The 19992-nt window shown below is 74.7% G+C and carries 16 protein-coding genes and 2 tRNA genes; 11 read left to right on the top strand and 7 right to left on the bottom strand.

Annotated features, from left to right (window positions below; all coding sequences use genetic code 11):
- Positions 1-178 precede the first annotated feature (178 nt).
- Complete coding sequence (locus tag NF338_RS07125; RefSeq protein WP_264030134.1) at positions 179-1201, bottom strand: LacI family DNA-binding transcriptional regulator; 1023 nt, start codon at positions 1199-1201, stop codon at positions 179-181.
- Between the two features lie 161 nt (positions 1202-1362).
- On the opposite strand from NF338_RS07125, the gene NF338_RS07120 reads away from it, so the two are divergent.
- The 5 genes from NF338_RS07120 (at position 1363) to NF338_RS07100 (ending at position 5936) form a co-directional block, all read left to right on the top strand.
- A complete protein-coding gene (locus NF338_RS07120) occupies positions 1363-2106 on the top strand; it encodes a glutamine amidotransferase (RefSeq protein WP_264030133.1) in 744 nt (247 codons plus the stop codon).
- Complete coding sequence (locus tag NF338_RS07115) at positions 2106-3026, top strand: ribokinase (protein WP_264030132.1); 921 nt, start codon at positions 2106-2108, stop codon at positions 3024-3026. The genes NF338_RS07120 and NF338_RS07115 overlap by 1 nt, the downstream gene beginning before the upstream one ends.
- Before the next feature lie 36 nt (positions 3027-3062).
- Positions 3063-4169 carry a DMT family transporter gene (locus NF338_RS07110; RefSeq protein ID WP_264030131.1) on the top strand — a complete coding sequence of 369 codons (1107 nt, stop codon included), beginning with the start codon at positions 3063-3065 and terminating at the stop codon, positions 4167-4169.
- Positions 4166-5215, top strand: coding sequence for a phosphotriesterase (locus tag NF338_RS07105; protein WP_264030130.1), 1050 nt, complete (start codon positions 4166-4168; stop codon positions 5213-5215). The genes NF338_RS07110 and NF338_RS07105 overlap by 4 nt, the downstream gene beginning before the upstream one ends.
- A gap of 139 nt (positions 5216-5354) precedes the next feature.
- Positions 5355-5936 carry a CueP family metal-binding protein gene (locus NF338_RS07100; protein ID WP_264030129.1) on the top strand — a complete coding sequence of 194 codons (582 nt, stop codon included), beginning with the start codon at positions 5355-5357 and terminating at the stop codon, positions 5934-5936.
- A gap of 1 nt (position 5937) precedes the next feature.
- Here the strand turns inward: NF338_RS07100 and NF338_RS07095 are convergent, their stop codons facing one another.
- The 3 genes from NF338_RS07095 to NF338_RS07085 all read right to left on the bottom strand — a co-directional run bounded on the left by NF338_RS07095 (position 5938) and on the right by NF338_RS07085 (position 11501).
- Complete coding sequence (locus tag NF338_RS07095) at positions 5938-7887, bottom strand: zf-HC2 domain-containing protein (protein ID WP_264030128.1); 1950 nt, start codon at positions 7885-7887, stop codon at positions 5938-5940.
- A gap of 120 nt (positions 7888-8007) precedes the next feature.
- Positions 8008-9861, bottom strand: a complete 1854-nt coding sequence (locus tag NF338_RS07090; protein ID WP_264030127.1) for a DUF5979 domain-containing protein — start codon at positions 9859-9861, stop codon at positions 8008-8010.
- Positions 9862-10055: 194 nt separating this feature from the next.
- Positions 10056-11501, bottom strand: a complete 1446-nt coding sequence (locus tag NF338_RS07085) for a ThuA domain-containing protein (RefSeq protein ID WP_264030126.1) — start codon at positions 11499-11501, stop codon at positions 10056-10058.
- Positions 11502-11808: 307 nt separating this feature from the next.
- Between NF338_RS07085 and NF338_RS07080 the strand changes: the two genes are divergently transcribed.
- Positions 11809-12579, top strand: coding sequence for a response regulator transcription factor (locus NF338_RS07080; RefSeq protein WP_087472250.1), 771 nt, complete (start codon positions 11809-11811; stop codon positions 12577-12579).
- Positions 12572-14266, top strand: a complete 1695-nt coding sequence (locus NF338_RS07075; RefSeq protein ID WP_318782993.1) for a HAMP domain-containing sensor histidine kinase — start codon at positions 12572-12574, stop codon at positions 14264-14266. Before NF338_RS07080 ends, NF338_RS07075 begins: the two co-directional genes overlap by 8 nt.
- A 116-nt stretch (positions 14267-14382) precedes the next feature.
- Here NF338_RS07075 and NF338_RS07070 read toward each other — a convergent pair whose 3' ends face one another.
- From NF338_RS07070 to NF338_RS07060, 3 genes are all read right to left on the bottom strand, one after another.
- The gene (locus NF338_RS07070) at positions 14383-15555 is read right to left on the bottom strand and encodes an RtcB family protein (RefSeq protein WP_264030294.1); all 1173 of its coding nucleotides are present in this window, start codon (positions 15553-15555) and stop codon (positions 14383-14385) included.
- Positions 15556-15677: 122 nt separating this feature from the next.
- Positions 15678-15750: transfer RNA gene (locus NF338_RS07065), tRNA-Arg, on the bottom strand.
- A gap of 44 nt (positions 15751-15794) precedes the next feature.
- Positions 15795-15866 (bottom strand) — tRNA-Arg (locus NF338_RS07060).
- A 615-nt stretch (positions 15867-16481) separates the two neighbouring features.
- Between NF338_RS07060 and NF338_RS07055 the strand changes: the two genes are divergently transcribed.
- From NF338_RS07055 to NF338_RS07040, 4 genes are all read left to right on the top strand, one after another.
- The gene (locus NF338_RS07055) at positions 16482-17309 is read left to right on the top strand and encodes a metal-dependent hydrolase (protein WP_264030125.1); all 828 of its coding nucleotides are present in this window, start codon (positions 16482-16484) and stop codon (positions 17307-17309) included.
- Between the two features lie 265 nt (positions 17310-17574).
- Positions 17575-18507 carry a serine protein kinase RIO gene (locus NF338_RS07050; RefSeq protein ID WP_264030124.1) on the top strand — a complete coding sequence of 311 codons (933 nt, stop codon included), beginning with the start codon at positions 17575-17577 and terminating at the stop codon, positions 18505-18507.
- Positions 18508-18555: 48 nt separating this feature from the next.
- Positions 18556-19497, top strand: coding sequence for a Gfo/Idh/MocA family oxidoreductase (locus tag NF338_RS07045; RefSeq protein ID WP_264030123.1), 942 nt, complete (start codon positions 18556-18558; stop codon positions 19495-19497).
- 59 nt (positions 19498-19556) lie between these two features.
- Positions 19557-19958: a hypothetical protein gene (locus NF338_RS07040; protein ID WP_264030122.1), complete on the top strand. Its 402-nt coding sequence runs from the start codon at positions 19557-19559 to the stop codon at positions 19956-19958.
- Positions 19959-19992: the final 34 nt, after the last annotated feature.

The raw sequence follows: 19992 nt of genomic DNA, 5'->3' as shown, positions 1-19992 counted from the left end.
GAGGCCCGGTGCGACGGACGATGCGATGCCCCGCCGTCGCACTGGGACGACCCTACGGGCGACTTTCGCTGCTGCCAAGTCAAAAGTCGAAAAAAGCGAGCGATCGTTGTGACGGTCGAATTCTGGAAGTTGGTCGGCTGCGTGGGCCGACGACGGCCACGTCCGCCGTCGGGACGTCCTAGGGTTTCTCGGGCCGTGCGACCGAGCCGCGCACGACGAGGTGCAGCGGCAGGACGGTCCGCGCGGGCGGGCTCGCGGGGCGCGTTCCCGTCATCGAGCGCTCGATCGCGTCCATCGCGGCGAGCGCGAGCGCCGCGACGGGCTGCTCGAGTGTCGTGAGCTTGGGCCGCAGCCACTGGCCGACGCGGATGCCGTCGCACCCGACGACCGAGAGGTCGTCGGGGATCGAGATGCCGTGCAGCTCGGCCGCGCCCAGCATCCCGACGGCGACGATGTCGCTGCCGACGAACACGGCCGTCGGCGCGCTCCCGGGGCGCGTGAGGTAGGGGAAGGTCGAGGCGCCGAACTGCTCGGTGTAGGGGCCGTGGCGCACGAGGTCCGGGTCGACGTCGAGGCCGGCGTCGTGCATGGCGTCGACGTAGCCGCGCAGGCGCTCCTGGGTCGTGGAGAGCTCCGCGGGCCCGGCGACGTGCGCGATGCGGCGATGGCCCTGTTGCACGAGGTAGCTCGTGGCCTGGTAGGCGCCGCCGTAGTTGTCGACGGTGATGGTCTCGACCGGCAGGTCGAGGTCGACCTCCTCGTCGATGACGACGACCGGCAGGCCGTCCGCGACGGCGCGCGCGAGCCGGTCGTCGGTGCGGGACATGCCCACGTAGACGACCCCGCCGAGCGACCCGTCGCTCGCGAGGAGCTGGCCGAGGCCCGACTCGGCGTCGCCGTGCCGCGTCGACAGCGCGACGACGAGCGGGACGCGCCGGTCGCCCGCCAGGCGCGCGACCTCCTCGGCGAGCGCGGTGAAGAACGGGTTGACGAAGTCGGGCACGACGAGCGCGACGACGCCCGTGCGGCGCTCGTCCTCGCGCGCGGCCGGGCCCGGCGCAGGCACGACGTACCCCACCTCGCGGACGGCGGCGTCGATGCGCGCCGCCGTCTCCGGCTGGACGTTGAGCTGGCCGCGCAGGTAGCGCGACGCCGTCGAGGCCGACACGCCGGCACGTTGCGCAACACGCGTGAGCGTCATGGCTCCCCTCCAACGGCTCGCGTCCCAGAACCCTTGCACCCTACCGGCACCGGGTCACACAGACGGTGTTGACAGGCAGAGCAGCTCCACTCTACGGTCTTGCGCAACGCCACACAACGTTGCGCAACGTCGTCGCGCGACCTGATCGCAAGGAGGCCGGGATGAGCCGGGTTCTGCTCGCCGGGGAGTCGTGGATCAACGCGACCACCGACTACAAGGGGTACGACGCGTTCCCCCACGCCCAGCTCGAGATCGGGTGCGCGCGCCTACTCGAGGCGCTGGCCGCCGAGGGTCACGAGGTCACGCACCTGCCCTCGCACCTCGTCGCCGAGGACTTCCCCTCCACGCTCGACGAGCTCGACGCCTACGACGTCGTGATCCTCTCCGACATCGGCGCCAACTCGCTCCTGCTGCCGCCGGTCGTGTTCTCCCAGGGGCGCCCGTTCCCGAACCGGCTCAAGCTCCTCGCCGAGTGGGTCCGCCGCGGCGGCGGCCTCATGATGGCCGGCGGCTACCTCAGCTTCCAGGGCTTCCAGGCCAAGGCGAACTACCACGGCACCGCCGTCGAGGCCGTCCTGCCGGTCGACATCCTCCCGTACGACGACCGCGAGGAGACCCCCGAGGGCATCGGCGGCACCCTGACCGACGTCGAGCACCCCGTCACCGCGGGCCTCGACCACGAGTGGCCGATCCTCCTCGGCTACCAGCGCCTCACCGCCAAGCCCGACGCGACCGTCCTCGCCACCATCGAGGGCCGCCCGCTCGTCGCCGTCCGCACCGAGGGCCAGGGGCGCACGCTCGCGTTCGCCTCCGACATCTCCCCCCACTGGGCGCCGCGCGAGTTCATGGACTGGGCCGGCTACGGCCCGCTGTTCGGCCAGGCCGTCACCTGGCTCGCGGGCTGATGACGCCCGAGGTGGTGGTCGTCGGCAGCCTGAACATGGACCTCAGGCTGACCGTCGACCGCCTGCCCCGCTCGGGCGAGACCGTCTCCGCGACGGGCCTCGTCCGCTCCCCCGGCGGCAAGGGCGCCAACCAGGCCGTCGCCGCCGCCCGGCTCGGCCGGCGCGTCGCCATGGTCGGCGCCGTCGGCGACGACGACGACGGCCGCGCCATCCGCCGCCGCCTCGCCGTCGAGGGCCTCGTCCTCGACGGCCTCGCGACGGCGGACCGCCCCACGGGCGTCGCCGTCGTGCTGTGGGAGCAGCCCGAGTCGACGATCGTCATCGAGCCCGGCGCGAACGCCGTCGTCGACGAGGCGTTCGTCACCGAGCGCGCCGACCTCGTCCGCGACGCGGCGGCCGTCCTGTGCCAGTGCGAGACGCCGCTCGGCGCCCTGCGCGCCGTCGCCGCCACCGCGACGGGCACCACCGTCCTCAACCCGGCGCCCGCCGTCCCCCTGCCCGCCGACGTGCGCGCCGCCTTCCAGGTGCTCGTGCCCAACCGGTTCGAGCTCGCGACCCTCGTCGGCGCGACCACCGAGCCGACCGGCGAGGACGAGGTGCTCGCCATGGTGCGCGCGCTCGACCACCCCGGGGACGTCGTCGTCACCCTCGGGGCCGACGGCGCGCTCGTCGTCCCCGCGGGGAGCGCACCCGTCACCGTCCCGGCCGAGCGCGTCGACGCCGTCGACACGACCGCCGCCGGCGACTCGTTCTGCGCGGCGCTCGCGGACGGCCTCCTCCACGGCGGCGACCTCGTCGAGTCCGCCCGCTGGGCGGCGCACGTCGCCGCCTCCACCACCACCCGCCACGGCGCCGTCGACTCCCTGCCGCGCGCCGCCGACCTGGCCCCCGAGGGCACCAGGATTCCGCTCCACAGCTAAGTCCGACGTACCGTCGGAGGAAGGCACGGTCACGCAATGAAGCACACCACGCCGGCGACTACCGGTTCCCCGTCCGGCACTCAGGGAGGTGCTCTGAACTCGTCAGCCCGCCGCAGCAGGGTCAAGGACACCGCGACCGCCCTGCTCGTCGTCGCGACCGTCCTCGCGGGGGCCCTCGGCCCCCTGCAGGCGGCCGTCAACGGCCAGCTCGGCAAGACGATCGGCGACGGGCACGCCGCCGCGCTCATCTCGTTCGGGACCGGCCTGGTCCTCATGTTCGTCGTCGTGTTCGCCCGCCCGGCCACCCGGCGCGAGGCGCTCGCGATCCCCGGCCTGATCCGCTCGCGCACGATCCCGTGGTGGAACTACCTCGCGGGCCTGTGCGGGGCCGTCATCGTCCTCTCGGAGGGCGTGACCGTCGGCGTCCTCGGCGTCGCCACGTTCCAGATCTCGCTCATCTCCGGCCTCGTCATCTCGGGCGTCATCTGCGACCGCCTCGGCGTCACCGCGTCGGTCAAGCAGCCGCTCACCACGACGCGCCTCCTCGGCGCGGCGCTCGCCATCGCGGCGACCGTCGTCGTCATCTCGCCGAGCTTCTCCGTGCCGCACACGATCGTCCTCGCGATCATGCCGTTCGTGGGCGGCCTGCTCGCAGGCTGGCAGCCCGCCGGGAACGCGGCCGTCGCCGACGTCACCGGGTCGATGCTCGTCTCGATCGGCTGGAACTTCCTCGTGGGCTTCACGGCCCTCCTGATCGCCTACGTCGTGCGCGCTCTGGCGGGCGGCGTGGACTTCCAGCTCCCGAGCGAGTGGTGGATGTACCTGGGCGGCCCGCTCGGCCTGCTGTCGATCGCGCTCATGGCGCTCCTCGTGCGCGGCCTCGGGCTGCTCCTGCTCGGCCTCGCCTCGGTCGCGGGCCAGCTCGTCGGTTCGCTCGTGCTCGACGCCGCGATCCCGGCGCTGGGCCACACCGTGCACGTCGCGACCGTCATCGGCACGGTCATCGCGCTCGTGGCCGCCGGGATCGGCATGATCCCGTCGGGCAAGGCGGCTCACCCCGACGAGCAGGGCGACGGCGAGCACGAGGACGCCGTGGCGGCGGCCGTCGCGGGCGGCGAGGCGGGCGAGGCGAGCGGGCGATGAGCGTCACGCCCGCCGGCCACGTGCAGACGGTCACCGGCCGCGCCGCGGCCGCCGACCTCGGCCTCACGCTGCCGCACGAGCACCTGTTCAACGACCTGTCGGGCGTGCTCGACCCGCCGAGCTACCGCTTCTCCGAGGCGGTCGTCGAGGCTCCGGTCTCCGCGTCGGTCGCCTGGGCGCTGCGCCAGGACCCGTACTGCTGCGCGGACAACATCGCCGACAAGCCGGTCGCCGCGGTCGCGGCGGAGCTCGAGAGCTTCGCCGCGCTGGGCGGGCGCACCATCGTCGACGCGACGTCGAGCGCGGCGATCGGGCGCAACCCCGAGCGGCTCGCGGAGGTGGCCCGCCGGACGGGCCTGCACGTGGTCGCGGGCTGCGGCGCCTACCTCGAGAAGTTCGAGGGCGACCGCATCGCCGCCGCCGCGGTGGACGCCCAGGCGACCGCGATCGTGGCCGAGCTCGTCCACGGGATCGGCGAGACCGGCGTGCGGCCCGGGGTCATCGGCGAGATCGGCGTCTCGCCGTCGTTCACCGCGGGCGAGGCCGCGTCGCTGCGCGCGGCGGCCCTCGCGCAGCGCGAGCACCCGCACGTCGCGCTCCAGGTGCACCTGCCCGGCTGGCAGCGCCGCGCGCACGAGGTCCTCGACCTCGTGCTCGACGAGGTGGGCGTGCGACCCGAGAAGGTCGTGCTGTGCCACATGGACCCGTCCGCGGACGACCCGGACTATCAGCGGTCGGTGGCCGAGCGCGGCGTCTGGCTCGAGTTCGACATGGTCGGCATGGACATCACCTTCCCGCAGGAGGGCGTGTCCCCCGACCCGCACACGACCGCCGCCGCGGTGCAGCGTCTCGTGGCGGACGGGCACGCGGGCCAGGTGCTGCTCAGCCACGACGTGTTCCTCAAGCAGATGTGGGTCCAGCACGGCGGCAACGGCTTCGCCTACGTCCCCACCGTCTTCACGGAGATGCTCGCGTCGCGCGGCGTGTCGCGCGACGTGCTCGCCCACCTCACGCACGACAACCCGGTGGCGATGCTCACCGCCTGACGGCGCCGCCGTCGGACCGCGCGACCCCTCACGCCCGACCCGGCCGGGTCCCGACACGCTCGTCGTCGGACCCGGCCGGCGCCGTGCGCGCGGGACCTCCGGCCCTGGTCACGGGGCTGCGCTCTGAGAGGATCGGCGCATGAGACGACGCGCCCTCCCGACCTTCGTGACCGCCGCCGCCGGAACCACCCTCGCCCTCGTGCTCGCCGGCTGCACCGCCACCGCGCCCGAGCCCAGCGCGCTGGAAGCGCTGCTCGACCGCCACGACCTCGCGGGCCTCACCGGGCAGGAGGTCGTGGACCGCCTGGAGGGTCTGGAGACGGCGGAGCGCCCCACGGACCTGGTCGCCTCGGTCCGCGCGTCGGAGCTCGTGCTCGCCGACGAGGCGTACGAGACCACCGTGCCGCTCCCGGACGACGTGTTCTACCTCTCGGTCGCACCGTACGTGGAGGGGACGCACGAGTGCTTCTTCCACTCGCTCACCACGTGCCAGGGAGAGCTCGCGGGCGAGCCGGTGAGCGTGAGCGTCGTCGACGCCGCGACCGGCGACGTGCTCGTCGAGGAGGACACGACGCTCGGCGCCAACGGGTTCGTCGGCTACTGGCTCCCGCGCGACGTCGAGGCCGAGCTGCGCGTGGAGCACGACGGCCAGGTCGGCACGACGACCGTCTCCACGGGCGACGACGACCCCACCTGCCTCACGTCGTTGCAGCTCGCCTGACTCAGCCGACGACGGTGAAGCGCGTCGTGACGACGGGGCCGTGCGCCCCGGTCGCCGGGTCGACGACGCGCAGCCCGAGCGAGTGCTCACCGAGCGAGAGCCCGGTCACCTGCCGGACCAGCGGCGTGTCACCGAGCACGTGGAGGTTGCCCGTGGGGCGGTCGTCGACGAAGGCCTCGACGACCAGCCCGGGGGTCCCGGCGATCTCGGCGTCGACCACGTAGCTCGTCAGCTCCCACGGCAGGCCGGAAGGCCGTCCCGCAACCGTCGACCCGGGGCCGGGCGAGACCAGCACGGGCACGTCGAAGGCGTAGGGACCCAGCGGCACGGACGGCGCGGACGTGACGCCCTCGACCTCCTGCACCACCCGGAGCCGGTGCTCGCCCGCGGCGCCGAGACCGTCGGCGACCATCTCCCACGCGCCGTCGTGCCCGACCTCCGTCGTCCCGACGACCGTGCCCGCCGCGTCCAGGACCCGGACCGACGCGCCGGGCGCGCCGGTCCCGCGCAGCGCCGGGAAGACCGTGAGCGGGCCGGGTGCCGGGGCCGACGCGACGACCGGGGTCGCCGGGGGCTGCGGCGCGGGCTCCTCCGCGCCCGGGTCTGGGGGCTCCGGCGCGGGCGGCGGCGCCGGGACGAGGGGGGTCTCGGCCGCCGGGGTCGACGGCTCCGCGACACGCGGCGGCGCCGTCCCGGTGCCCGGTGCGGGCCCCGGGTCGAGGGGGTCCGTCGTGGGCACGTCGGCGGGGCCCGGGGCGGCGTCCGGTGCGAGGTCGGGGGCCGTGCCCGGTGCGGCGACCGGCCCGCCGAGGCCGTCCTCCGGTGCCGGGGTGACCGACAGCTCGTCGGACGGAGCTCCCACGGACGCGGTGGCGTCCGAGGCCTGCGCAGCCGCCGGTGGCCGTTCCCCGGCGCCGGGCCACCACCCGGCGAGGGCACCGACGCCCACGACCGCCGCGACGACGGTCGCCGCCACGCCTCCGAGGACGAGGCTCGGGAGAGTGCCGGCCGCGACGCCGCCGACGGGCGCGCTCGCGACGGGGACGACCGAGGCGGCCGACGCGCCCTCCCCGGTCGGCGCGGGCAGTACGGCGCCGGGCGCGTGGATCGGCGCGACCGCCGTGCCCGCGGCCCCGAGCGCCGCCGGCACGCCGAGGACGAGCGGCAGGAGCACCAGGCGCAGTCGCGAGGCGACGTCGTCCACCTCCTCGGCGAGGATCGAGCACGCGAGGCACCCCGTCAGGTGGTCCTCGACGCGGTCGCGGGCGGTCGGCGAGAGCGTGCCGCGTGCATGGTCGCCCAGGCGCTCGGCCGTCCAGCGGCACTCCGGGGCGACGGCGTCGGTCGCGACATGGGCCTGCAGCCACTCCCGGCGGAGCCCTTCGCGCGCCCGGTACGCGAGCGCGGCCGTGGCGGGTGCCGACAGGCCCAGGAGCGGCCCCGCCTCGCGCGGCTCCATCCCCTCGACCTCCGTGTACCAGAGCACGGACTGCCAGCGCTCGGGCAGGCGTCGGAACGCCCGCACCGTGACCGACCGCTCGAGCACCTCGGTCGTGGCGTCCCGCGCGTCGGCGACCTCGGGGACCTCGTCGACGGGGAACGGGGCGGGCGTGCGCGACCACGACGCGGCGACCGCGCGCAGCGTCGTGTAGAGGTAGGGGCGGAACGGGCCCGTCGGACCGGCCCCCGCCTGGAGGGCGTGCAGGATGCGCGCGAACGCCTCCTGGAGGAGGTCGTCGGGGTCGTAGGTCGCGGTGAGCCGCCGCGCGGCGGCCCTGCCTGCCCCCGCGTGGCGCCCCCAGAGCTCCGCGTACGCGTCGACGTCCCCCGCGCGCACGGCGTCGGCGAGCTCGACGTCGTCCCGCGCGGGGGCAGGCTCGACGTCGTGCTCGTCGTGCGGGACCGCGTCGGCCCGGGTGCCGACGGCCGCGGTCGGGTGGTGCGCGTGCATGGTCGCCTCTCGTCCGGGGCAGCGCGGTCGGCGCGACCCCTCGGGTGGAGAGACCGCCCCGGCGCACGATCATGACGCCGGGGCGGCCTCGCGGTGACGAACGTCACCTCGTCCGGGACCTCAGACCCGGGTGCGGCGCCGCGCGACGACGACCATCACGCCGGTCGCGACGAGCAGGGCCGCGGCGAGGGTCGCGACGCCGACGGTCGTGCCGGTGACCGCCAGGGCCCCGCTCGAGCCCGGCGTCGTGGGCTGCGGCGCCCCGGGGACCGGGGGCTCGGCGGACACCCCGGGACCGCCGGGCTCGACCGGCACCGTCGGCACGTCGGCCTCGTTCGTCAGGACGACCTCGACCGTCGTGCCGTCGCCGGCCACGACGCGCGCCGCGCCGTCTGCCAGCACCTCGACCCCCTCGCCGGAGAACGACGGCGCCCGCCACACCACCCCGTCGAGCGCCGTGGGAGCGGCCTCGGAGAGCGTGACGACCGTGCCCGCGGGCAGGTCCGCGAGCGCCGCCGTGGCCCCGTCGGTGACGACCAGGTCCCCGGTCACCTCACCGTCGGGTCCCCCGTACGCGTAGCCGACGGAGAACGTGGTCCCCTCGGCCACGGCGTCGGCGGCTGCCCCCGTCACGCGCTTGGTCACGGCGATCCCCCCGACGTGCGCGTCGAAGGTGTTCGTCGCGACGACGTCGATCGTCGCGGGCGAGCCCGCCGTGACCTCGATCGGGCCCGCGGGCGCGAAGGACACGCGGTCGGCTCCGCCGTCGTCCGTCTCGGTCAGCCCGCACACCGCACCCACCGGCACGCCCGCGAACGTCGTCGTGGTCCCCGCGGAGAGGGTGGCGGCGCGCGGGAACCCGGCCAGCGTCTCGCCGTCGGCCCCGGTGCAGGCCAGCTCGAACCCGAACGGACCGGTCACGCCCTCCGCGGCGTCGCCGTCGACCTGCTTGGCGAGCCGGATCGAGCGCACGCCCTCGCCCCCGCCGGTCCCGCCGGCGCCCGCGTACTCCGCGACCGCCTCGACGTCTCCGACCGCGAGACCGGTCACCGTGTTCTCGTACCGGTCGCCGTCGCGCGCGTCGTCGGGGACCGCGGTCGCGTACGTGAGCACGTAGACGTAGTCGGCTCCGTGGGCATCGGGCACGCTGAACCGGAACTGGTTCGCGGCGGGTCCCGGCTCGACGACGTAGTCCGCAGGGTCCATCCAGAAGCCTGCGTCCCAGAAGTCGCCGTCGTCCCAGCGGTCGACGGGCACCGCGAGCGCCCCGACGCTGCCCTCGACCAGGGTCAGGCGCGGGTCGAACGTGTCGGTGAGCACGACGGGGTCGCCGTCCGGGCCGGTGAGGTACTGGCCGGGCACGTACACGTCCCAGCGCACGACGTCGGCCCAGCGGTCGTACCACCCGCCCTTGACGGGGTAGGTGGGCGGCTGCCAGCCGCCGCCGCCCTCGCCCTCGCCGATGCCGCCGGGGACGTCGACGCGGATCTCGACGCCGCCGCCCGTCGTGAACACGAGCACGTCGGCGTCGGTCGTCTCGGTCACCTGGGCCCAGAAGAACAGCGTCCCCGCGACGCCCGTGTGGGTGGCGACGTAGTCGCCGAGCGTGCAGACGAACTGCGACTCGTCGACCGTGCACGATCCGACCACCGCGCCTGAGGGGTCGGTCAGGTCGAACGTGTCGGTGAACCCGACGATGCGGGGGCTCGTCGGGAGCGCGAGGCGGAACGTGTCGCCCGGGCGTGAGCCGTCGGGCACGGCCCACGTGGCGTCGAGGCGGATCGAGTCCCACTGGTGGATCTCCCCGGTGGGTCGGGTGATCTCGACGCCGGTGATCGCGTCGAGCTCGGTGGCGCTCGCGGCCGTGGGGACGGCGGCGAGGCCCAGCAGGGCGAGCAGCAGCGCGACCGCGCCGGCGAGGGCGCGGCGCGCGGGCGAGGTGCTCGCGCGCGGGGGGCGGGCGGTGGGGGGCACGGCAGTTCTCCTTCACTCCTGGACGGTTGTCCATGAGTGAGGACGCGACGCGAGGCGGATCATCACGCGACGTGTCGCACGTCACACGGGACCGTGCTCCGGAGTGGCGCGACGCCGCGACTGCACCGGGACGCGCGACGGCGCCCGCCGCACGCAGGGTGCGACGGGCGCCGTCGGTGCGCGAGGGGTGCCGGTCAGGCGGTGCCCGCGTAGGCGACCGCGACCTCCTCGGTGACCGTCTCGCCGTCGACCTCTGCCGTCGCGGTGACCGTCACGTCGCCGGCAGGGACCTCGACGAGGCGCGTCGCGAACGCCTGGTAGGCGTTCTTGGTGGGGGCGACGGCCGCGAACTCCTTGGACCCGTACGGCGTGGTGACGGTGATGTCCACGGCGACCTCGTCCTCGTTGAGCACCCGCACCGCGAGGTACTGCTTGCCGCCCATGGTCCGCAGCTCGGCCTCGGCCGCGAGGTCGAGCGCGGGTCCGTCGTCGACGAGCCCGGTCTGCCAGTCGACGAGGTCGCCGATCTTCGACGCGAGGAGGGCCCTGTCTCCCGCGGCCGCGGACAGGTGGTCGACGAGCGACCGCGCACCGCCGAGCACCTGGACCGCCGTCGCCGGGTCGCCCGCCTCGGCCGCGGTGCGCGCGCTGCCCAGCAGCGACGTGATCGCGCCCGCGATCACGCCGTCACCGACAGCCGAGGTGTTCAGGCCGGCGACGATCCCGTCGACCTCGGGGAACGTCACGCAGTTGCCGCCGCCCTCGACGACGCCCGCGGTCCACTCGACCCCCTTGAGCACGTGCTCGCGGAAGAGCGGGTCCGTCCACGACTCGTCGGTGTGCCCGGCGCCCTCGTACCAGGAGCGGCCGCCCTCGAAGTTCTGGCACCAGGAGATCGGGTGGTCCTCGCCCATCGCGCCGTTGCCCGGCGAGTATGTCGACTCGTCGAGCGTGAGGAGCACGTGCACGTCCGCACGGGGGTTGACCGAGTAGTTGTACCACTCGTCGAACCGCTCCCAGACGGCCGGCAGGTGCGCGGTCGAGGGGTGCGCCGGGCTCTCGACGCGCATGGTCGCGGTCTGCTGCTGCGGGTGGGCGACGAAGCGCGCGCCGCCTCCCGTCAGCTCGCTGTACCAGGGGACGGTGTGCATCGTGTCGGTCGCGGCATGCAGCCCGACGAACCCGCCGCCGTCGTGGATGTAGCCCTGGAGCGCCGCGAGCTCGGTGTCGTCGAGCAGGCGTGGCGTCGCGGGGTTCAGCGAGTTCGTGTTGTCGACGGGCGAGACGAAGACCAGCGTCGCGTACTGCGACAGGTCCTCGGCGCTCGTGAACGGCGTCGAGTCCATCGTGAGGTCGGGCTGCCCCGGCGAGCCGTTCCCCCACCAGCCCGCGGAGTCGTTCGGCGGGTCCCACACGTCGACCGTGAACCCGTTGTCCTCACCGAGCTCGATCAGCGCGCGCGTCGTGTCGTCGATGTGCGAGTGCCGGAACCCGAGCGTCTTGCCGACGACGAGGATCTTGTAGTCCTCCTCGTCGGCGGCCGCCGGGCCCGCGGCCACGAGCGTCGCCCCTCCGGCGAGGGGCAGCGCGACCGCCGCCGCCACCGCCCGTCTGACTGTCGTACCGCTGAACAAATCCATGCGTGCTTCTCCCTCGTCGTCGAGAGCGCGGGCCGGGCGCCGGCCCCCGGCCGACCGCCGTCGGTCTCCAGGGACTTCTCCAGGCCCGGCGGCGCGCGCACTCCTGCGTGCGTGGACGTCGGCTGCTGCCGATGCCGCGAGTTTTGACGGCGACCCATCAAAAGTCAAGGATTCAACGACCGTGGCGTGCCGATCTCACCCGCTCCCGGCGCGCGACGCGCAGCATCCCAGCGGGCACCCCAGCAGGCACAGCGCGCGCACAGGGTCACCACAGGCACGACCACGCGCGCCGCGGGACGCTGGGTCCATGACCGCAGCCACCGCCCCCGTCGGCCGTCCTGACCAGCCGCGCCTCACGCGCCCGGACGGATCGCCCGTCCGCGTGCTCGTGGTCGACGACGAGCCCAACCTCGCCGAGCTGCTCACCTCGGCGCTGCGCTACGAGGGCTGGGACGTGTCCACCGCGCTCGACGGGGGCTCCGCGATCCGCACCGCGCGCGAGACCGGGCCCGACGTCGTCGTGCTCGACGTCATGCTCCCCGACATGGACGGCCTCACCGTGCTCCGCCGGCTGCGCGAGCGCGACACCGACGTCCCCGTCCTCTTCCTCACCGCGCGCGACGCCGTCGAGGACCGCGTCGCCGGGCTCACCGCGGGCGGCGACGACTACGTGACCAAGCCGTTCAGCCTCGAGGAGGTCGTGGCGCGCCTGCGCGGGCTGCTGCGCCGGGGCGGCGCGACCGCGCAGCGCGAGGACTCCGTGCTCGTCGTCGGCGACCTCGAGCTCGACGAGGACGCGCACGAGGTCCGCCGTGCAGGCGAGGAGGTGCGCCTCACGGCCACCGAGTTCGAGCTGCTGCGCTACCTCATGCGCAACCCGCGCCGCGTGCTGTCCAAGGCGCAGATCCTCGACCGCGTCTGGAACTACGACTTCGGCGGCCAGGCGAACATCGTCGAGCTCTACATCTCCTACCTGCGCCGCAAGATCGACAAGGGGCGCGAGCCCATGATCCACACGCTGCGCGGGGTCGGGTACGTGCTCAAGCCCGCGAACGGCGCGGACGACGCCCGTGGCTGAGGCGCGCGCCGTTCCCGACCCCGCGCGTCACGGGTCCGCCGACGGTGTCCCCGCGCGACGGCCGACGGCGCTGCGCCGCCGGCTCGTCCTCGTGCTCGCCGGGGTCGTGCTCCTCGTTACCGTCGGTCTCGCCGCCGCGTCCGCGCTCGCGCTGCGCGACCAGCTCGTCGAACAGCTCGACCACGAGCTCGAGCAGGCGAGCTCCCGCCTCGCGCAGGGCTTCGGGGAGCGTCCGGGCGACGGCCCCGGGCAGCCGCCGGACGACACCGGTGCCACCCCCAGCCCCAGCCCCAGCGACCTGCCCGACGACCCGTCCCGATTCCCCGCGGGCACCGGCCCCGGCAGCGCCGTGCTCCGCTACGTCGACGGCGAGGTCGTGCTTGCCGAGTACGTGACCCCCACGCTCGAGCGCGTCGTGCTCGACGACGCGCAGATCGCCGCGCTCGAGGACGTGCCCGCCGACGGCACCCCGCACGACGCCGACCTGCCCGACCTCGGGTCGTTCCGCGCCGTGCACCGGACCACGGACGACGGCCAGACCGTCGTCGTCGCATCGAGCACCGCCACCGTCGACGCGACGGTCGAGAAGTACGTGCTCATCGAGGTCGCGCTCGGTGCCGCGGGCCTGCTCGCCGCGGTGCTCCTCGGCACGTGGCTCGTGCGGCGCTCGCTCCGGCCGCTCGACGACGTCGCCGCCGCGGCGGGCCGCGTCTCCGAGCTGGAGCTCGCGCAGGGCGAGATCGACGCGATCCCGCGCGTCCCGGACGACCTCACCGACGAGCGCACCGAGGTCGGGCAGGTGGGTGCCGCGTTGAACCGCATGCTGGAGAACGTCGAGACCTCGCTCCAGGCGCGCCACGACTCCGAGACCCAGGTGCGGCGGTTCGTCGCCGACGCGAGCCACGAGCTGCGCACCCCGCTCGCCTCCATCCGCGGCTACGCCGAGCTCGTGCGGCGCTCTCCCGACGACGTCCCGCCCGCCACCGCGCGCTCGCTCGACCGCATCGAGTCCGAGGCCGTGCGCATGACCGGGCTCGTCGAGGACCTGCTGCTCCTCGCTCGGCTCGACGCCGGCCGCCCGCTCGACCGCGCGCCCGTCGACCTCGCGGCGCTCGCCGTCGACGCCGTCATGGACGCCCACGCCGCCGGCCCCGACCACGACTGGGCCCTCGACCTTCCCGGCGAGGACCTCGACGTCGATCTCCCGACCGACCCGCCTGACGAGGTCGACGGGATCGACGACGGGACGGACGACCTGGACCATGCCCGCACGGCGCACGACCCTGCCGGGCAGGACCCCGACGAGGACGTCGACCTCGAGATCACGGGCGACGAGGCGAGCCTGCGGCAGGTGCTCGCGAACCTCCTCGCGAACGCCCGCACGCACACCCCGCCCGGCACCCACGTCGAGGTGCGGCTCGCGAGCGACGGCGACGACGTCGTGCTCTCCGTCGCCGACGACGGCCCCGGTATCCCGGCGACCCTGCGCCCGACGCTCTTCCGTCGCTTCACGCGCGGCGACGACGCGCGCAACCGCACCGGCGGCTCCACCGGCCTCGGCCTCGCCATCGCCGACGCGATCGTCACCGCCCACGGCGGCACCGTCGCCGTGTCGTCCGCCACGGCGGACGAACCTGGCCCCACCGGCACGACGTTTACCGTCCGCCTCCCCCGCGACCACCCCTGACGCCCGCAACGTCGCCCCCGTCGATGCCGAGCAGGTGGTCCTGGCTCGTCCGGATCGCCGGACGCGCCAGGACCACCTGCTCGGCTCGCCAAGGATCGCCTGGTCGGACCCCGCGGTCAGCCCTTGACGCAGAGGAGCGTCGTGAGCCGGGCGACGACCTCGACGAGGTCGGACTGCGCACGGATGACCTCGTCGAGGTCCTTGTACGCGCCCGGGATCTCGTCCAGCACCCCGGCGTCCTTGCGGCACTCGACGCCCGCCGTCTGGACGGCGAGGTCGTCGAGCGTGAAGGTCTTCTTCGCCTTGGTGCGGGACATGCGACGCCCCGCGCCGTGCGACGCCGACCAGTAGGACTCCGGGTTCCCGAGCCCGCGCACGATGTACGAGCCGGTGCCCATGGACCCCGGGATGAGACCGAGGTCGCCCTTCCCCGCCCGGATCGCGCCCTTGCGGGTCACGACGAGCTCCTGCCCGTCGACGTGCTCGACCGCGACGTAGTTGTGGTGGACGTTCACGGCCTCGTCGAACGCGATCTCCCGACCGGGGAACGAGGCGCGCACGGCGTCGACGACGAGCGTCATCATCACCGCGCGCGACCGCGCCGCGTACTCCTGCGCCCACCACAGGTCGGCGAGGTACGCGTCCATCTCCGGCGTGCCGCCGAGGAACACCGCGAGCTCGCGGTCGACGAGCCCCTGGTTGTGCTCGAGGCGCTTGGCGACGGCGACGTGCTGCTCGGCGAGCGTCTTGCCGATGTTGCGCGACCCCGAGTGCAGCTGGAGCCAGACCTGCCCGTCGGTGTCCGTGCAGAGCTCGACGAAGTGGTTCCCGCCGCCCAGCGTCCCGAGCTGGCGGCGAGCCCGGCCCTCGATGTCCGAGACGCGGCCGTGCAGCCCCGAGAACCGCGACCAGAACGCGTCCGCGCCGCGCGCGACCTCCGCCGGGCCGCGCCCGGAGATCGAGCGCAGCCGATGCGGGTCGACCGCCTCGTCGTGCGCGTGGAACCCGACGGGGATCGCGGCCTCGATGCGCGCACGGACCGGCCCGAGGTCGTCGGGCAGGTCCTCGGCCGTGAGCGACGTGCGGACGCCGATCATGCCGCAGCCGATGTCGACGCCGACGGCGTTGGGCGACACGGCGTCGCGCATCGCGATGACCGAGCCGACGGTCGCGCCCTTGCCGAGGTGGACGTCGGGCATGACGCGCACGCCCTCGACCCACGGCAGCGCGGCGATGTTGCGCAGCTGCTGCAGGGCGGCGGGCTCGACGGCGTGCTCGTGCGCCCACATCAGAGTGGGCGCCTTCGCCCCCGACAGCGGGACGGGGAACGCGTGGGCCTCGGTGCTCACGGTGCTGACCTCCTCGGGTCGTCCTGACGATCATGACGCCGCCCCGGGCGGGGCGGCGCCGGTGCGCGCGGGAGGACTCGAACCCCCGCCGCCCGGCTCCGGAAGCCGGCGCTCTGTCCGCTGAGCTACGCGCGCTGGTGCTCCTTAACGTCGAGCAGACGGGACGCGAGGCGTCCAGGTGCCCTCGGAGGGAGTCGAACCCCCGTCTCCGCTTCCGTAGAGCGGCGTCGTGTCCGTTGGACCACGAAGGCAGTGCTTTTCACCGCAGGGCGCACGACAAATGCGCGCCGACGGGGAATGGGCAAAATGGCGGCACGACAAATGCGCCCCGCCACGGGACACATTCACGCACAAGAAAAAACCGCCCCGGCGATGTCCCGGGACGGCCTGTCGTGCGACGCTGAGGTCAGACGACAGGACCGCCGGAGTCGCCGGCGAAGGACGAGGACACGCTGAGATACGCCGCGGGCAGCACGACACGAGGCCGCTCGCAGGGCAGCACGGGACGTCGCCGGTCGTGCTGGACAGATTCGCGCACGGCACTGCTCCTCTCGGTCATGTCGGGTGGCCCACGCACCGGAATGTCGTCGACCGAGGAAGACCGTACGCGCCTTTTTCGTTCGGCACAACCCTATTTCCAGAATTCCTCAGAAATACTCCGCGAGCCCCGCCGTCGCGGGCTGGGCCGGCGACCCCCTCGCGGCACACGTCGCCGCTTGGCACACTTTTCTTCCCGGCGGTGCGCCCGCGCCCGGGCGGCCCTCCGGCACTGTCGGCGGCACCCGGTAGGGTTCCGGACGTTCCGGACACACCTCCCGACGCCGACGAACCACCCGGCCGGGCCCGACGACAGGAGACCCGCCGCCATGATGGGCGCCCACCACGCCGCGACCGGAGCCGCCGCCTGGGTGGCGGTGACGTCCACCGCCCCGTTCGCGCTCGGGTGGCACCCCGTGTCGTCGGTCGGGGTCATGACGGGCGCCGTCGTGTGCGCCGGCGCCGCGCTCCTCCCCGACGCCGACCACCACAACGGCACGTTCGCGCACTCGCTCCCGCCCGTGAGCGAGTGGGTGTCCGACGCGGTCGAGACGATCTCCGGCGGCCACCGCCAGGGCACGCACTCGTTCCTCGGCATCGCGGTGTTCACCGCGCTCGCGTGGCTCGTGGGTCTGGTCACGGTCGAGACGGAGAGCTTCGGCACGGTCTACGTGGGCGGCGGCCTCCTCGCGGTCCTGCTCGTCGCGCTCGCGCTCAAGGCGCTCAAGCTCACGCGACGCGGCAAGCTCATGCCGTGGGTCACGTCGCTCACCGTCGCGGCCCTCGTCGCGCTCTTCTCGCCCGAGGAGTGGAACTGGCTCCCGGTCGCGGTCGGCATCGGCGTCACCGTGCACATCCTGGGCGACGTGCTCACGACCAACGGCGCGCCGCTGCTGTGGCCGGTGAAGCTCCGCTCCCCGCGCTGGGTGCGCAAGTCCCTCGTGGTCGACGACGTCTGGCGCCCCGGAGGCAGCTTCGCCCTGCCCCTGCTCGGCGACACCGGGTCGGTGCGCGAGTGGATCCTCGCGACGGCCGTCGGCCTCTACGCCACGGTCGGGTTCGTGTGGTCCGCGCTCGACCAGATGGGCTACGACACGTACGGGGCGTACGAGCGCGTCGCGTCGGCGGTCCAGGCGCTGGCGACCGGCGCCGCGTGAGCCGCTCCGGCTGACGGCCGACGGTAATTCGCTTGCCCCGGGCCGCGCCCGGGTGGGACGGTCACGGGACGTCGCCCGCGCCGTCGGGCACCGGAGGAAGGAGGAACGCCATGAGCTGGACGACCCACGCTCGCGTGTCCACCACCCCCGGGAGCACCGACCGCCGCTAGACGGTCCAGGGCCCGTCCCCCGAGACGGCCCGCGCCCGCCGCCGCCCCCGAGGCGGCGACAGCGCCGCGCGCTCCCCGCCCGAAGGAGCCCACCCGTGCCCGAGCACGACCTGCTGTACCCCGACCCATACCTCCCGCCGACGTTCGCGGGAGACCCCCGCACTCCCCCGCCCCGCCGTCTGCGGCGGCACGACGACCTCGACGACGCCGTCCCCGCGGCGGGCGTCCTCGACGCCGCGCTCGGCGACGACCAGCGCTGGTCCACGTGGTCCGCCGTGGAGAAGGGGCAGCGCGGACCGGAACCGCGCCCCGACTGGGTCGTGACCGCCGACGCGGCCGTCGACACCGAGCTCGGCGTGCTCAAGACCGGCAAGGAGGCGGACGTCTTCCTCGTCGAGCGCGCCGTCCCCGACGACGCCACCCGGCGCACGCTGCTCGCCGCCAAGCGCTACCGGGACCTCGACCACCGCGCGTTCCGGCGCGACACGGTCTACACCGAGGACCGCCGTGTACGCCGCACGCGCGACCGGCGCGCGCTCGACCGCAAGTCCCGCTACGGGCGCCAGGTCGCGGCCGGGCAGTGGGCGGCGGCCGAGTTCGCCGCGCTCGGCGAGCTCTGGTCGGCCGGCGCGCCCGTCCCCTACCCCGTCCAGATCGACGGCAACGAGATCCTCATGGAGTTCGTCGGGACGTCGGACGGCGTCGCGCACGAGGCCGCGCCCCGGCTCGCGCGCACGCGGCCCGACCTGGACCTCCTCGCGTCGTGGTGGGACCAGCTCCGCGACGGGATGGCGGTGCTGGCCCGCCTCGGCTTCGCGCACGGCGACCTGTCCCCGTACAACGTCCTCGCGGACGGCGACCGGCTCGTCATCATCGACCTGCCGCAGGTGGTCGACCTCGTGGCCAACCCGTTCGGCACCGAGCTCCTGCTGCGCGACTGCCGCACGATGTCCGCGTGGTTCGCCGCGCGCGGGCTCGAGACCGACGCCGACGAGCTCTTCGCGCTGCTGCTCGCCGAGGCGTGGTGACGGCACCACGACCGGAGGACGCAGCACACGGCGTGGGACGATCGCCGCGTGCTGCGCCTCGCCCTCGTCGGCCTCGACTCGTCCCACGCCGACCACTACGTCCGGCTCGTCGAGGTCGAGCGGCGCTGGCCGGGCGCGCGCGTCGTCGCTCTCGTCGACGGCGAGCCGGCCCGACGCGCGGAGCTCGCCGCGGCGGGCGGGCTGGCCGTCGGCGCGGACGAGGCCACCGTGCCCGACGTCGTGGGGCGGGTCGACGCGGCGATCGTCGCCCACCGTGCGGGCCGGCTCCACGGTGCCGCGGCCCGCACCCTCCTGGGCGCAGGAGTCCCGGTGCTCGTCGACAAGCCGTTCGCGGCGTCGGTCGCCGACGCGCGGGCCACGCTCGACCTGGCCCGCGCCCACAGCACCGCCGTCACCACGGCGTCCGCGCTCCGCTTCGCACCCGAGGTCGCGGCCGCCCGCGCCGTGCTCGCGGCCCGCACGGCCGACGGGGCGACGGCGTCGCCCGGGCCGGTCGTGGAGGTGTCCGGGCCCGCCGACCCGGCCGACGAGCGGGACGGCCTGTTCTTCCTCGGCATCCACGTCGTGGAGGCGGCCCGCGCCGTGGTCGGCGGTCCTCGCGGCGCGGGGTGGGCACCGCCCGTCGTGACGACCTCGGCGGACGAGATCGTCGCGACCACGCGCCTCGGCGGCGTCGCGGTCCGGCTGCGGTTCCTCGACCCGGGCGTGCACCCGACCGCGGGCTTCACGGTCGCGGTGCGCACGCCTCACGGCGTCGAACGCTCCGAGATCGTGCTCGACGCCGACTACCTCGCCCCGGTGGTCGAGCACGCGCTCGCGATCCTCGCGCCGACCCCCGGCACGGCCGTCGGCGCGCCGGCGCGCACGGCGGCCGCCGACGGGCAGGCCGCCCGGCTCGACGCCGAGCACGCGACGGTCCTCGCCGACCTCGCGCTCCTCGAGCAGGTCACCGCGGCTCTGCCCTCCTGACGCGCGCGGCCGAGGCGCCCGGCCGCGCCGACGCCGGACCGACGGGGTAGAACGGGACCATGGATCCCTCCACCGAGTCCTTCGACGCCGACGACGTCCAGACGTTCCTCACGACCTACGGGGTCGCGCTCTCCACGGGCGACCTCGACACGATCGGCGAGAGCTACGCGTTCCCGGCGCTCGTGGTCGGGTCGACCAGGTCCGTGCTCCTCGCCGACCCGGAGGACGTGCGCGAGTCGACCACGGAGACCGCGCGCGGGTTCCGCGAGCACGGCCTGGTCGGCGTCGTCGCGCACCTCGAGGACGTCGAGGAGGTCGGCGACGCGCTCGTGTGGGCGCGCGTGCGCTGGAGCTACCGCGACGAGTACGCGAACGAGCAGGAGGCGCAGGAGGTCCGGTACCTGCTGCGCCGCTCACGCGACACGTTCGAGGTCTGCGTCGTCGCGCCGGTCACCCCGTAGCCCCGTAGCCCCGTAGCCCCGTAGCCCCGTAGCC

The organism is Cellulosimicrobium sp. SH8, assembly GCF_025818875.1.
GTDB lineage: Bacteria > Actinomycetota > Actinomycetes > Actinomycetales > Cellulomonadaceae > Cellulosimicrobium > Cellulosimicrobium cellulans_D.
The sequence above is the reverse complement of the archived record's forward strand: the minus strand, read 5'-3'. Positions and strand labels throughout refer to the sequence as shown.

Bases quoted from the DNA above. Each gene is read 5' to 3' on its own strand.
- NF338_RS07085 (WP_264030126.1), bottom strand. From the start codon at position 11,501: ATGGATTTGTTCAGCGGTACGACAGTCAGACGGGCGGTGGCGGCGGCG.
- NF338_RS07080 (WP_087472250.1), top strand. From the start codon at position 11,809: ATGACCGCAGCCACCGCCCCCGTCGGCCGTCCTGACCAGCCGCGCCTC.
- NF338_RS07070 (WP_264030294.1), bottom strand. From the start codon at position 15,555: ATGTGGGCGCACGAGCACGCCGTCGAGCCCGCCGCCCTGCAGCAGCTG.
- NF338_RS07115 (WP_264030132.1), top strand. From the start codon at position 2,106: ATGACGCCCGAGGTGGTGGTCGTCGGCAGCCTGAACATGGACCTCAGG.
- NF338_RS07105 (WP_264030130.1), top strand. From the start codon at position 4,166: ATGAGCGTCACGCCCGCCGGCCACGTGCAGACGGTCACCGGCCGCGCC.
- NF338_RS07120 (WP_264030133.1), top strand. From the start codon at position 1,363: ATGAGCCGGGTTCTGCTCGCCGGGGAGTCGTGGATCAACGCGACCACC.
- NF338_RS07095 (WP_264030128.1), bottom strand. From the start codon at position 7,887: ATGCACGCGCACCACCCGACCGCGGCCGTCGGCACCCGGGCCGACGCG.
- NF338_RS07125 (WP_264030134.1), bottom strand. From the start codon at position 1,201: ATGACGCTCACGCGTGTTGCGCAACGTGCCGGCGTGTCGGCCTCGACG.
- NF338_RS07100 (WP_264030129.1), top strand. From the start codon at position 5,355: ATGAGACGACGCGCCCTCCCGACCTTCGTGACCGCCGCCGCCGGAACC.
- NF338_RS07055 (WP_264030125.1), top strand. From the start codon at position 16,482: ATGATGGGCGCCCACCACGCCGCGACCGGAGCCGCCGCCTGGGTGGCG.
- NF338_RS07110 (WP_264030131.1), top strand. From the start codon at position 3,063: ATGAAGCACACCACGCCGGCGACTACCGGTTCCCCGTCCGGCACTCAG.
- NF338_RS07040 (WP_264030122.1), top strand. From the start codon at position 19,557: ATGGATCCCTCCACCGAGTCCTTCGACGCCGACGACGTCCAGACGTTC.